This is a genomic window from Galbibacter kalidii (assembly GCF_026241135.1).
Classification (GTDB): Bacteria; Bacteroidota; Bacteroidia; order Flavobacteriales; family Flavobacteriaceae; genus Galbibacter.
Genome location: NZ_JAPFGA010000001.1, coordinates 180,702 through 195,221, shown reverse-complemented (window position 1 = coordinate 195,221; position 14,520 = coordinate 180,702). Strand labels below are relative to the sequence as shown.

Annotated in this window: 10 protein-coding genes; 8 read left to right on the top strand and 2 right to left on the bottom strand. The window is 39.2% G+C overall.

Annotated elements, in window-relative coordinates:
* Window positions 1-75: 75 nt before the first annotated feature.
* The 5 genes from OOZ15_RS00855 (at window position 76) to OOZ15_RS00835 (ending at window position 4,936) form a co-directional block, all read left to right on the top strand.
* The gene (locus OOZ15_RS00855; RefSeq protein WP_265953774.1) at window positions 76-201 is read left to right on the top strand and encodes a hypothetical protein; all 126 of its coding nucleotides are present in this window, start codon (window positions 76-78) and stop codon (window positions 199-201) included.
* Window positions 202-280: 79 nt separating this feature from the next.
* Entirely contained in the window at window positions 281-811 is a 531-nt protein-coding gene (locus OOZ15_RS00850; protein WP_265953773.1) for a hypothetical protein, read from the top strand.
* Window positions 812-955: 144 nt separating this feature from the next.
* Window positions 956-3,160 (top strand): RelA/SpoT family protein, encoded by a 2,205-nt coding sequence (locus OOZ15_RS00845; RefSeq protein WP_265953772.1) that lies wholly within the window; start codon window positions 956-958, stop codon window positions 3,158-3,160.
* A 41-nt stretch (window positions 3,161-3,201) separates the two neighbouring features.
* Complete coding sequence (locus OOZ15_RS00840) at window positions 3,202-3,645, top strand: Fur family transcriptional regulator (RefSeq protein ID WP_265953771.1); 444 nt, start codon at window positions 3,202-3,204, stop codon at window positions 3,643-3,645.
* A 19-nt stretch (window positions 3,646-3,664) separates the two neighbouring features.
* The gene (locus OOZ15_RS00835; protein WP_265953770.1) at window positions 3,665-4,936 is read left to right on the top strand and encodes an adenylosuccinate synthase; all 1,272 of its coding nucleotides are present in this window, start codon (window positions 3,665-3,667) and stop codon (window positions 4,934-4,936) included.
* Between the two features lie 184 nt (window positions 4,937-5,120).
* Here the strand turns inward: OOZ15_RS00835 and OOZ15_RS00830 are convergent, their stop codons facing one another.
* The gene (locus tag OOZ15_RS00830; protein ID WP_265953769.1) at window positions 5,121-6,572 is read right to left on the bottom strand and encodes a SusD/RagB family nutrient-binding outer membrane lipoprotein; all 1,452 of its coding nucleotides are present in this window, start codon (window positions 6,570-6,572) and stop codon (window positions 5,121-5,123) included.
* Window positions 6,573-6,582: 10 nt separating this feature from the next.
* A complete protein-coding gene (locus OOZ15_RS00825; protein ID WP_265953766.1) occupies window positions 6,583-9,744 on the bottom strand; it encodes a SusC/RagA family TonB-linked outer membrane protein in 3,162 nt (1,053 codons plus the stop codon).
* 304 nt (window positions 9,745-10,048) lie between these two features.
* On the opposite strand from OOZ15_RS00825, the gene OOZ15_RS00820 reads away from it, so the two are divergent.
* The 3 genes from OOZ15_RS00820 to OOZ15_RS00810 all read left to right on the top strand — a co-directional run bounded on the left by OOZ15_RS00820 (window position 10,049) and on the right by OOZ15_RS00810 (window position 14,508).
* Window positions 10,049-11,830 (top strand): OstA-like protein, encoded by a 1,782-nt coding sequence (locus OOZ15_RS00820; RefSeq protein WP_265954074.1) that lies wholly within the window; start codon window positions 10,049-10,051, stop codon window positions 11,828-11,830.
* Complete coding sequence (locus OOZ15_RS00815; RefSeq protein WP_265953764.1) at window positions 11,827-13,020, top strand: aspartate aminotransferase family protein; 1,194 nt, start codon at window positions 11,827-11,829, stop codon at window positions 13,018-13,020. Before OOZ15_RS00820 ends, OOZ15_RS00815 begins: the two co-directional genes overlap by 4 nt.
* A gap of 87 nt (window positions 13,021-13,107) precedes the next feature.
* Window positions 13,108-14,508, top strand: a complete 1,401-nt coding sequence (locus tag OOZ15_RS00810; protein ID WP_265953762.1) for a tetratricopeptide repeat protein — start codon at window positions 13,108-13,110, stop codon at window positions 14,506-14,508.
* Window positions 14,509-14,520 lie beyond the last annotated feature (12 nt).

Sequence of the window (14,520 nt, the reverse complement as noted above, 5' to 3'; positions counted from 1 at the left end):
CGGGGTAAGCCTGTCTACCGATAGACAGGCCTGCCTACCGTCAGGCAAGCGTCGGAGCATTATAAATCTCACTTAGTGAGTAAAAGACAATCCTTTTTCTTGGAATACAAAATTGATGATGAAGTCAGAAAAGAAAAACTTCACGGTTATACCATAGGTTATTCCGGGAAAAGGATCAAGTATTTCATAGAGAAAAAATAAAACCGACTGCAGCCCTTTATGAAATATTCTGAAATGAAATTCGTTTTCAATTATACGTGTTACCCCTACTCTAACTACTATGATTAACAAAACAGGCATTTATACAGCAGTGCTCACATTTTTGATCAGTACTGTACTTTTAATTATCTATTATTTCACAAATTCCCCGGTTATAATTCTCATAGCTCCAATTTTTATTGCCATTGCCGCAATATTAAACATTGGCATTCTCTTCTTGTTGGTTATTAGGGTGGTTAACCGGAAAAACAAGCGTAAAAAACATTTAAAAACCTCGGGGTTGATGTTGCTCAACATTTCCATCGCTTTACTCTATTTCAAATTTGCGATGTTTCTTATCAACCATATGGTCATCACCTTGGTCAACAATACCGGGGAAACCCTTACCGACATCAAAATAATAGGAGGCGAAACAAAAACCATCGACAGACTGGGTATTGGTAAAAAAGATATAGAGTGGATTTATATTGTAAAAGACAATTCTTTATCATTGGAATACAAAATTGATAATGAAGTTAGAAAAGAAAAAGTGCACGGTTATACCATAGGTTATTCCGGGAAAAGGATCAAGTATTCCATCGAGAAAAAATAAAACCGATCGACAGTCCTATAAAAAACAAGTCTAAAAACTCCAACCTAAAACCTTCTAAGATCTAGATTGCTTTATAAATGACTTAATCTATTTTAAGGCATGAATTTTGTTGTTAAATACTAAAGTTTATGCTATTTTTAATATATGAGGGTATTAGATGTAGAAAAAGAGAATAAAGAAATCGCCAGGCAGTACAAGGAATTGCTGCGCATAAGTTATCAAACGCTCTCTGATGATGACAAGAAGCTCATCAGGCATGCTTTTGACACGGCTGTAGATGCGCATAAAGACCAACGCCGGAAAAGTGGCGAGGCCTATATTTTCCATCCGATTGCCGTTGCGAAGATTGTAGCACAGCAAATCGGACTGGATGCAACTGCCATTGCGGCAGCTTTATTGCATGATGTAGTTGAAGACACCTCTTATACCCTTGAGGACATAGAGCGCCTTTTTGGTGAAACCGTAGCCCGTATTGTGGATGGACTCACCAAAATTTCCCAATTGAGTTCCGAACAAGATATTTCCCTGCAAGCAGAAAACTTCAGAAAAATGCTATTGACCCTGAACGACGATGTCAGGGTTATTCTTATTAAGATTGCAGACCGCCTGCACAATATGCAAACTATGGATGCCATGGTGGATCATAAACAGGTGAAAATCGCTTCGGAAACACTGTATATTTATGCTCCCCTTGCCCACCGAATTGGACTTTATAACATAAAAACCGAACTCGAAGACCTCGGTTTAAAATATACTGAGCCTAATGTCTACAGGGACATTTTGAATAAAATGGAGGATAGTAAGGAAGCACAAGAAGCCTATATTGATGCTTTCAGCAATATCATCAAAGAAAATTTAGATTCCGAAGGTTTAAACTATGTGATCAAAGGCCGACCAAAATCTATTTTTTCCATCCGCAGGAAAATGAAAGCTCAAAATGTGAGTTTTGATGAAGTCTACGATAAGTTTGCCATCAGAATCATCTATAAAAGTGATGCTGCCAATGAAAAATTCCTTGCATGGAAAATCTATTCCGTCGTGACCGATCACTTCAGGCCTAACCCCATCCGTTTGCGCGACTGGATCTCATCACCCAAAACAACCGGGTATGAAGCACTCCACATAACTGTTATGGGACCAAAAGGACGGTGGGTCGAAGTACAAATACGCAGTGAGCGTATGCATGAAATTGCCGAAAAAGGATATGCGGCTCATTTCAAATACAAACACGGCGATCAAAAAGAGCAAGGAATAGACATATGGCTGAATCGCTTGCAGGAGGCCTTGGAAAATTCAGAAGGAAATGCAGTAGATTTTGTAGAGGAGTTTAAACTCAACCTCTATTCCCAGGAAATATTTGTCTTTACTCCGAAGGGCGAACTCAAATCGCTCCCCAAAGGGGCTACACCTCTCGATTTTGCTTTCAACATCCATACCGAGATCGGATTAAAGACCCGTGGTGCCAAAGTAAACGGGAAATTAGTTCCACTTAGTCGCGAATTGAAAAGTGGTGACCAAGTAGAGATCATCACATCCGAAAGTTCGAAACCCAACGCAAACTGGTTGGAATATGCCACTACAGCACGGGCACGATCAAAAATAAAATCTTCACTCAAAGAAGAAAAGAAACAAATTGCCCTGGAAGGCAAGGAGATCCTCCGTCGTAAATTAAGACACATGAAGATCACGCTCAACGAGAGTGTTATAAACGACTTGGTGGTCTATTTTAAAATGAAAACCAGCTTAGATTTGTTCTACAGGGTTGGGATTAGCACTATAGACAATCAAATGCTGAAGAATTTTGCTGCTTCACGGAACAACACTTTCATCAATTTCTTCAAGAACAGAATGCGCAAACCCGCATCTACAGAAGAAATTAACCGTGATGAAATCACCAATAAATACGATCTTCTGGTGTTTGGAAAAGAAGAAGAAAAACTCGATTATAAATTTTCCAATTGTTGCAGTCCTATCCCGGGGGATGCCGTTTTCGGATTTATCACCGTTAATGAAGGAATCAAAGTTCATAAAAAGAATTGTCCGAATGCCATTTCACTTCAGTCCAACTATGCCTATAGAATCATTCCCGCCAAGTGGATCGATTCCACACAACAAGAGTTTACGGCAGAGATCAAATTGGGAGGTATCGATAATCTTGGATTGGTGAGTAATGTTACCAAGGTTATCTCCAACAATATGCACGTAAATATGAAAAACATCAATTTTGAAACTGAAGGCGGTGTTTTTTCAGGCAACATTACCGTAGAAGTTAAAAATAAGACAATTCTGAAAAAATTGTTAGAGAACCTGAAAAAGATTAATGGGATAGATAAAGTAAGGCGAATTTAATTTTAAACACTACATTTGTAGTTTAATTTGTTGATTTAGTCATGGCGAACGAAAAAAATCAGGAAATCGTTAAAAACGTGTTCACTAAGTTTTTGGAAGAACACAAGCACAGGAAAACTCCTGAGCGATATGCTATCCTACAAGAAATTTACGAAAGCGACGAACATTTTGATATAGAATCACTCTACATCAAAATGAAAAACAAGAACTATCGTGTAAGTCGCGCTACACTATACAACACCATAGAACTTCTTCTAGAGTGCAATCTGGTGAGGAAACACCAGTTTGGGCAAAATCAGGCGCATTATGAAAAATCGTATTTCGACAAACAGCACGACCATGTTATCTTGACCGATACCGGGGAAGTGATGGAGTTTTGCGATCCGCGCATTCAAAATATCCAAAAAACGATCGAAGAGGTTTTCAACATTAAGATTGAGAACCATTCGTTATACTTTTACGGCACCAAAAACAAAAAAAGCTAATAATTTTTATTTACAGACAATGGCAGTAGATTTACTACTAGGATTACAATGGGGAGATGAAGGAAAAGGTAAAATCGTAGATGTCCTCACCAAAGATTATAATATTATTGCCCGTTTTCAAGGAGGTCCCAATGCAGGACACACCTTAGAATTTGACGGTATAAAACATGTTTTACACACCATTCCATCCGGGATTTTTCACGAGAATGCAATCAATATCGTTGGGAATGGGGTTGTTATCGATCCCGTGATCTTTCAAAAAGAACTGGAAAATCTGGAGAAATTCAATATTGACATCAAGTCAAAACTATTGATTTCCAGAAAGGCACACCTTATCCTTCCCACACACCGACTTCTGGATGCTGCTTCTGAAGCTTCCAAAGGAAAAGCAAAGATAGGTTCGACCTTAAAAGGAATTGGTCCTACTTATATGGACAAAACCGGAAGAAACGGAATCCGCGTAGGGGATCTCGAACTGGAAAACTGGAAAGAAAAATACCGTATGCTGGCTGATAAGCACGAAGCCATGATCAACTTTTACAATGTAGATATTCAATACAATTTGGATGAGTTGGAAGCCGAATTTTTTAAAGCGGTTAAAGTACTTAAAACCCTTACTTTTATCGATAGTGAAGAGTACATTCACCAAGCGCAACAAAATGGAAAATCTATTCTTGCCGAAGGCGCACAAGGTTCGTTACTCGATATCGACTTTGGGACATACCCTTTTGTAACCTCATCCAATACCACCGCAGCAGGAGCTTGTACCGGTTTGGGGATTGCTCCGGGAAAAATAGGCGAGGTTTTTGGAATTTTTAAGGCTTACACCACCCGAGTGGGTAGTGGCCCCTTCCCTACCGAGCTTTTTGATGAAGATGGAGACACTATTGGGCGTGTAGGAAAAGAATTTGGTGCTACCACCGGAAGAAAGAGAAGATGTGGGTGGCTCGATTTGGTAGCCTTGCGGTATGCCGTTCAAGTAAATGGCGTTACACAACTTATGATGATGAAAGCCGATGTTTTAAGTGGGTTTAAAAAACTGAAAGTTTGCACTGCCTACAACTACAGAGGTGAAACTATTAAACATTTACCATACAATATTGAAGCGGAAAATATAACTCCCGTTTATACCGAAATTGATGGTTGGGATAAAGACCTGACCCAAATAAGCAGCGAAAAGGATTTTCCTGAAGCTTTAAACAAATACATCGACTTCCTTGAAAAAGAACTGAATGTTCCTATCAAGATCGTATCTGTAGGTCCGGATAGGACACAGACTATTCATAGGTAGTTTCTCTCCGTATAAACAACATTAAAAAGCCGATTGGTTATCACAAATCAATCGGCTTTCTTATTCCCTTCAAACAAATTATTTATAACACTCAACAAAAAAATAAAGCCCTACAAGAAAAATCTCATAGAGCTTTATGAAGCTATAAAAGTGAGAACAATTATATTCTTATTTTATTCCAAAGTTAATTTACATCCCACCATAATTTAGTGTGTAAATTATCCGGTCCCTGGAAGGATATCATTTCATCATAGTTCGCTTTATTGTTATCGGCAATAGAAGCATCGTAAGCATGTCTCACCGGAATTCTCGGGTCACTGGCATTTTCTGAAGGCTCTAAATAAGGAGCATCTAACCTCCTCCACTCAGCCCAAGTCTCGGGTCCATTCAAATACAAGGCTATCCACTTTTCGTAGGCGATGTCTTCAATACCACCATAAGGATGAGCTGCGATGTAACTATCAATATCTGCAGCTTCTACTCCCCAATATTCCATGGAAGCTGTTATTGCTTCTTCATACAAGGTAGCGGCATCGCTTCCTCCTACACTCCATCCTTTTCCTGCAGCCTCAGCCAAAGCAAATTTGACCTGAGCGGCCGTGTAAATAGGTGATGGATAATCCGGTTCATAAATAATTTCATTTCTGATAAAGGAGTAACTTGGAACATTCCCGTTAACTGTACCATTAGGAGCACCTACATAAGGCTCATCGGATCCGTCGGGGAAGTTAGTAACCGGAGAAACACTATCCCTTGCCGGTTCGGCATATTCAAACAATCTTGGATCCTGATTCTCACGTAACGACTCTATCATAGTTCTGGAAAGGATATAATCTTCCCGTGTTCTAAAGTTATCCATCCACGGACTATCACTAGCATCATCTGTACCGTAGTTATATTCTATATTATCAGCATTGGACATCACTAATAATCCTGAGGCTACGCTTTCCTCAAATTTGGTTTGAGCCAGACCTGGTTTTACATCTGAAATACGCAACGCCATAGTCATTTTAAGATTATTGGCAAATGACGCCCATTTTCCCATATCTCCTCCTAAGAAAAAGTCTCCACTTGGCCCAGACTCTCCGGGGGAAATTAACTGTAAGGATTCTTCGATTTCAGCAAATAGATAATCGTAAATACTTTCTTGGGTATCAAATTTAGGCTGTGGGTTTTCAATCCCCATAAATGCCTCTGTCCAAGGAAGTGCTCCCCATCGATCGGTCATATAATGTAAAAAGTATGCTCTAACCAATTTAGCAACTGCTATCTGGTTGTCGTTATACCCATAAGCCAGAGCCTCTTCGGCAGTCCTCGGGTCTTCATTGAGTTCTATAACCCTATTCAAATCCTGCAGGGGGCCTATGTACCACCCATCATAACTATAGGTCAAACCTGTATATCTGGAAGCTCCCGGATACTGCCCCTCCGTTATATGTTGCATATATATAATAGGAGTTTCATCTACAACAATGTCCGGGATATTAGAAAGTGCATTCGCCAACAACTGTGAAGTAACCGCAGCAGTTGGTCCGTTGGGGTTCTCATTAGTGTCCTCGTAATCGATATTGTCACACGAACTGTATACTACAGCGAGACACGCAATCAATCCTATTTTTTTAATTAAGTTATTCATGTGATTTTTTTTAAAAAGTTAACTTTAGATTCATACCTATTGTTCTGGTCATAGGTAAAGTACCTGATTCAGCCCAGTTGATCTCACTTCGTTTTTCCAACTCCGATGGATCAACCCATTTCATATCAGAATCTATCAGCCAAAGATTGTTACCAAATAATCCTAATGAAGCTCCTGAGAGGCTCAACTTTTTCACCACATCCTCAGGGAAATTATAGGTCAATCGAACAGTTCGTAATTTTATATAAGTAGCATCGTGAAGGTTGTTCTCATAGATATTACCCAAATTACCTGAATTGTACAATTCTTGTGGGTCTACATAAGCGTCAACCACGGTACCATCACTGATTGGGTTTCCGGCATCATCAGTACCTGTTTGTAAAACTCCAACAACATGCTCTCCTCCACCTTCATTAACAGGATCCCTTTTTGGATTACCCAAATCGTTCAACCCGGCAGTATAAGAAGTAAGACCGGAGTGATCCATATACCGCTCTGTTCTCGAGTAGTATTTTCCTCCTTTTTGAAAATCGAATCCAAGAGCCAAAGAAATGTTGTTGTACTGTAAATTCGAAGTAATACCTCCAGTAAAATCAGGTAGTAAAGATCCTAAGAATTTATTCTGTTGAATACTGTAATAATAAACACCATCATTTTCGGTAAACATAATGTTTCCGTTATCATCAGTAGCAAATCCGGTTCCGTAAAAAAGTCCCCATTCTTCTCCTACTCTTTCCTGTAGCCTCATGTTTGAGGTATATGTACTTAAATCCCTGGCATCAATCCCCGGGTATAATTCATCAACTACGCGTTCTAAAGTAGCAAAGTTCACTCCAAGTGACCAAGTTACATTTTCAGAAGCTATAACATCACCAACCAGAGCTAGTTCATATCCTTTAGTGGTTTGTTTTCCACTGTTAACGGTAATGTTTGAATAACCTGTGGCACCATCCAGTGGCACATTGATAGGAAGACCTTTGTCTACTCTATTAAAGTATGTCAAATCTAGTGCAATTCGATTTCTAAGAAACTGTAATTCAGCTCCTACTTCAATTTCATCCCTAATACCTCCTTCTAAAATCGGGTTCTCCTGATTGTTTGATACCGAAAGACGCCCATATCCTTGGTACAATGCATTTACATTATACACATTCTTTGTTAAATAAGGATCCGGGAAAAATGGAGCACTTGCAAATCCCCCTCTAAGCTTGGCAAAAGATAAAAAGTCATTATCAGGAAGGATGTTGTGCACTAAGAAACTCAATGAAGCTCCGTAAGTATCCACTCGGTTAGCTTCAGCTCTTGCCGTTGAAGACCAGTCCATCCTATAAGAACCATCTAAATACAAGGTGCCTTTATAACCTATCGACCCTTTTGCAAACAAGGCATCTCTTTTTTCTTGTTCTCTTCTATTTACTGCTGTTATAGGATCCTGAGAACCGGATAGGTTATAAAAATCAGGAATGGTCAAATCTCCATTGGTAGTCGCATAAAGTCTTCTCCAATCTTTTTCTACCTTTTCTCCACCTACAGAAACATCAACATCTAAGTTATCGTTCATAAAACGGTTGCTATAGTTAAGCATAGCAAAGAAATCTTGTCTTTCATGTCTTTGGTGAAACTCATCATACCATGCAGGGTCTAACAAACTAATGGTTGTCGCCCTGTCATCTTCCATCCAGGAATGGAAAGTTTTTCTAACGTCAAAATTAAAACTCAGTTGATCATTGATCTCATATTGAATTCCAACTTTTCCAAAATAAGTGTTTTTAGACCAATGTCTTTCATTTTCATAAGAATGAAAATAAGGCATATCCCAATAAAGTGGTCTCGGATCTCTAGGCCCACGAATATTCCAGGAAACTACCTGTGCATTACGAACGTAGTTTTGTAACCTATTAAAGTCAAGCTGTCTTTGCCACCACTGATTAAAGTTAGATCCTAGGTTCCCGTAATTTTGATCTGGATTGTTTACCCTATCCCTATCCTCTATATTAAGGTTAGCAATAAATTTCAACCGTTCAGTGGCATTATAAACTGCATTAATCGAAATTTTAGTCGATTTATTCCCCGAATTAGGTATCACCCCGTTTTGATCTATATAAGACACTGTACTTCTAACGTTGTACTTTTCCCCGGCTTTAGAAAAAGCCAGTGTGGTGTTAGTTGTCAGAGCTGTATCGTAAAAACTTCTTACATCGTTAGGCGATTGAGTCCAAGCTCGCTTTTCCCCAAACTCAGGTGTTCCTGGAATCCAACTGTCCCAATGCCTAATCATTTGTCCGTCTAATCTCGGCCCCCAACTTTCATCAGCCCAAAAATCAGGGTATAAATCTCCGTCGAACGAAGCCCATGATGCAGGATCTGTAGCGGGGTCATAATTAAAAACATTAAATTCTTGACTATAACCACCGCCATATTCATTTTGAAAGTCAGGTAAAGCAGATACTGTGTTCATTGCCAAAGAGTGATCTATCTCAAATTTTGCTGCCCCAGGTGTTCCTTGTTTTGAAGTTATAATCACAACTCCATTTCTTCCTTCAGGACCATAAATAGCGGTTGCCGATGCACCTTTAAGAATTGATATATCAGCCACATTATCGGTATTGATATCACTTGATGAATAGATTCTAATACCATCCACAACATACAAAAGATCATCATTCCCTCTTAATCTAATACTGGATTGCCCGAAGGTAGAACTACTGTTACCTACGATCTGCACCCCGGATATTTTACCTGCAAGTGCATTGGCAACATCGGTTTCCCTAGCCTGAACCAATTGGTCTCCACCTACGGATTGTTGTGAATATCCAAGAGCTTTTTTCTCCCTTTTGATTCCCAATCCAGTCACAACCACTTCATCCAATGCTTGCGCATCTTGCGCAAGTGAAATGTCAATAGTACTGGAAGCACCTATGGTACGCTCTTCTGTTTTTTGCCCAACAAAAGAAAACACCAAAATGTCTCCTGCGTTGGCCTTGATGGAATAATTCCCATCAAAGTCTGTTTGTGTTCCATTGGTAGTTCCTTTCACCACCACATTCGCTCCAGGTAATGGTAAACCATCTTGATCGGTTACCACTCCTGTCACGGTTTTTTCTTGTGCGAAAGTAAACTGCACAATCAATGCTGTAATAAGCATTAGAAATACATGTAACTTTGTTTTCATTATGAATTTAGTTTGAGATTAACTCCGGCGAATGTAAAAAATAAATGTTAAGAATCTATACTAAACAATAATTTTTTGTTAAAAAAGCTTAATTTTTCTTAAATTTTAAATTCATACACCTTTATAATATGAATCATTTATGTAAAAGCATGCTTTTTTACTAATAGCTAATTCACAAAAAATAAATTTTCATTTCATTATCATTTATTTTATTCTACGATAACGCACTTAATCTATGTTTGATAAATTCTTCATAACAAACCGCCCACTAAACGAAAAAACTTTATTTTTGGAGCAAAATTCCATGCTTTTGAACAACTTATTTAAATATATCTGCCTCATTCTCGTTGTGACATCCTCTACTGTCTATGCACAGGAAAAGAAAGAGATCACCATTGTACACGGAGGGGACTTCAACAAAGACGAAAATAAATATCCGGGTGCGGCCATTTTCAGTAAAGACGACAGGCAAGTGCAGTTTGAACATCAAGGTATTGACCTTTGGTGTGATCTCGCCATCTATTATCAAGAAGACAATCGTATTAAAGCCCATGGAAATGTGTTCTTTCAGCAAGGTGATTCCATCAAAATGAACAGTGAATATGTGGAATATGATGGTACGACCAAAATTGCTATCGCCAAAGAAAAAGTGGTCCTACGGAATAACAATATGACCCTCACCACTGAAGAACTCGAACTTGACAGAAATACCCAAGAAGCTTATTACGATAATTTTGGTACCGTAAAAGACAGTGTCAATGTCCTGACAAGCAACAGGGGTAGGTTTTATATGGAGATTGACAAATATGAATTCAAAAGCGATGTCAAAATCACCAATCCTGATTATGTGATCAATTCAGCTCGAATGGACTATTATACCGGCACTAAAAACGCCTATATGTATGGGCCTTCAACAGTGACTGGTGAGGATTACAAAATGTATTGTGAACGCGGTTATTACAACACCACGGATGAAACCGGTTATGGTGTGAAAAACACCCGAATAGATTATAGTGACCGTATTATCTATGGTGACAGTCTTTATTTTGACAAGGCAACAGAATTTGCTTCAGCCACCAACAACATCAAAGTGATAGATACTGTAAACAACGGGGTTTTAAGAGGACATTATGCTGAAGTGTACAAGGCGAAAGACTCGGTGCTTGTGACAAAGAGAGCCGTTGCTGTGAGTCTTTTTGAGAAAGATTCTATGTACATCCATGCCGACACCCTGATGGTTACCGGAAAGGAAAATGAACGTGTCATTAGAGGGTACAGGGATGCCCGTTTTTATAAGACTGACCTCAGCGGAAAATCTGATTCCATTCATTCCAGCGAAAAGACCGGCGTTACACAACTGATTACCACCATACCCCAAAACATTCCGGAAAACAAAATTCCCGCATACCAGCCGATATTATGGAGTGGGGAGACACAGATGACGGGCGACAGCATCCATATTATATCTGATATGGAAACAGAAAAGATAGACTCCTTAAAAGTATGGGAAAGTGCATTTATTATCCAAAAGGACTCACTTAGTGGGGTGAAATTTAAAGATTCCTTAAAGCAGGGGTACAACCAGATCAAAGGAAAATCCCTTTATGGTTTGTTTGAAGAAAACGAATTGCGGGTTGTCGATATTGTGAAAAACGCCGAACTCATCTACTATCTTTGGAATGACAATGATGAGTTTGTAGGGATTGACAAGCGTAAGTGCGGGCTCATTCAGATGACTCTGGAAAATGATGAAATTGACAATACCACATCTTTTATCAATGTTGAAGGTAATATCTACCCAGATGATGAATTACCGGTAAACGGACGTAAATTCAGAGGTTTTTACTGGCGGGGAGACGAAATGATCCGCAGTAAGGAAGACCTGTACAGTGAAGAAGACAACAACCTGGAACTTCCGGTGATAAAAGGCGTTAACAATCCTATCGACTTAGACAATCCTAATCTTGCCCCGAAAGAAGAAACCATAGAAAAACCGGAAAAGGAAAAGCCCAAACCCAAGGAAACCACTTCAAAAGCCAAAGCTACTGTACCTAAAAAATCTTCAAAAGAAGAAGCGAAGCAGTGAAAGAGGATTTTTTAAAATATCAAGCGCAAACCGGTCCCAGTCCGCTGGGTGTAGAAGTATCTCATGCCAAAGGGTCGTACATCTATGACACCTCCGGAAAAAAATACTTGGATTTTGTCGCAGGGGTCTCTGCCAATACTTTAGGTCACAGCCATCCACGGGTTGTAAAAGCCGTTCAAGAGCAGGCTGCCTCCTATATGCATGTCATGGTGTATGGGGAATACATTCAAAAACCGGCCGTAGCGTTTACAAAACTTCTGGCAAAACAACTTCCTGAATCTTTGAAGACCACCTATTTAGTCAACTCGGGAACGGAAGCTATCGAAGGTGCCATGAAATTGGCCAAACGCGCCACTGGAAGAGGACAACTTATTGCAGCAAAACATGCCTATCACGGCAACACACAAGGCTCCATGAGTTTAATGGACTTTGAGGAACGCAAACAAGCTTTTCGTCCGTTACTGCCTGGGATCAGTTTTATAGAGTTCAACAATAAGGCTGACCTACAAAAGATAACAACGGAAACAGCGGGAGTCATTTTAGAAACCATTCAAGGGGGAGCCGGATTTATCGAACCTGAGAACGATTACCTAAAAAAAGTAAAACAGCGCTGTGAAGAAGTCGGTGCTTTGTTGATTTTAGATGAAATACAGCCAGGATTCGGGCGCACCGGGAAACTGTTTGGTTTTATGAACTACGGGATTACTCCCGACATACTCGTTATGGGCAAAGGCATGGCCGGCGGTATGCCCGTTGGGGCTTTTACCGCTTCTCATGACACTATGGCACTACTAAAGGAATCGCCTAAAATGGGGCATATCACCACCTTTGGGGGTCACCCTGTTATTGCCGCCGCCGCACTGACTACCCTTAAAGAGTTGACCGAATCGGATTTAATGGCACTGACACTCAAAAAAGAAAAGCTTTTCCGTTCGCTTTTGGTACACCCTTTGATTAAAGAAATGAGAGGAAAAGGTTTAATGTTGGCAATGATTACAGAAAAACCCGAAATCGCCAATTTTATAGTAGTAGAAGCCATGAAAAAAGGGCTTATTCTATTTTGGTTGCTTTTCGAGTCAAAAGCCGTTAGAATAACACCTCCATTGACCATTTCCAATGAAGAAATTGAAAAAGGTTGCAACATCATTCTGGAACTATTGAATGCATGGAACAACCATAATGTTAACTAATTTGTTAATAACAATACGGTTTTTGGTTCAATTATAAAGCTTCAAACCCTAAATTTATTAACGTAGAAATCTAAAAACGCATCGCCTATGCCATTTAGTGCTCACGAAGACCATAACCTCCCGTTAGCAAAATTTGAATCAATGCTAAAAACCAACGATGTTTATTTCTTTGATTCAGAGGATTTTCAACAGATCGTTCATCACTATTTAGATTCCGCAAAGGTCGCTTTGGCAAAAAAAGCCATACAGATCGGTCTCCAACAACACCCTACATCATCAGAACTCAAGCTCTTGCATGTAGAGATTTTGGTTTTTGAAAATCGATTTGAAACAGCGGAAACCATTCTAAATGAAATTGAAGCTATTGAAGTTTCAAATGAAGAGATCTATATTCAAAAAGCTAACATTTACTCAAAACAAGACAATCATCAAAAAGCCATAGAACTGTTGTACGAAGCGCTATCTATGACTGATAACAATTCAGACATCTATTCCCTCCTCGGAATGGAATATTTGTTCCTTGACGATTATGAATCAGCCAAAGATGCTTTTATTCAATGTCTGAACGAAGATTATCAAGATTATGCGGCGCTTTATAATGTGATTTATTGTTTTGATTTTTTGGAAGACTACGATGGTGCCATTACTTTCCTGAACTCATATCTGGATCAAAATCCGTATTGTGAAGTGGCCTGGCATCAGCTTGGAAAGCAATTTGTAAGTAAAAAGATGTATAAAGAAGCGCTTTCGAGTTTCGATTTCGCTATCTATTCCGATGACACTTTTATAGGGGCATACTTAGAAAAAGGGCGGGTCTTGGAACGTTTGAAAAGATATAACGAGGCCATCGAAAATTATGAGATTACCCTCGGTTTGGACGACCCTACTTCTTTTGCTTATCTGAGAATAGGAAAATGTCATGATAAATTGGGCAATTACGACCTTGCCAAAAAATTCTACTACAGAACGGTTCATGAAGATCCACTCTTAGACAAGGGTTGGTTGGCCATAACCGATTTTTATTTCAAACAACGCAACTATCAAAAAGCGCTTTATTATATCAACAAGGCGATCAATATTGATAGTGAAAATGTGTTGTATTGGAAACGCAGTGCCAAGATCAACGAACTCCTTCATTTTTATGAAGAAGCAGATTTATCTTATCAAAAAACAATAGAATTGGGCAATTATGAGTTGGAAACATGGATCTCTTGGTCTGATATCCTATTAAAACTTGGGGAATATGACAGCGCTATTCACGCCTTGTTACAGGCTTTGGAATTCTATCCGGAACACGCAGATCTCGAATACCGATTGGCGGGAATGTATTATCTGTCATCCGACGCTTTAAAAGGCACATATCACCTTAAAAATGCCTTAATGCACAATTATGAAGAACATGACACCATGGAGGTATTGTTCCCGGGAGTTTACAACAGAAAAACCGTAAAAAATATAATACATAGTTTTAAAAATTCATCGATTTAAAATTGCTATTTT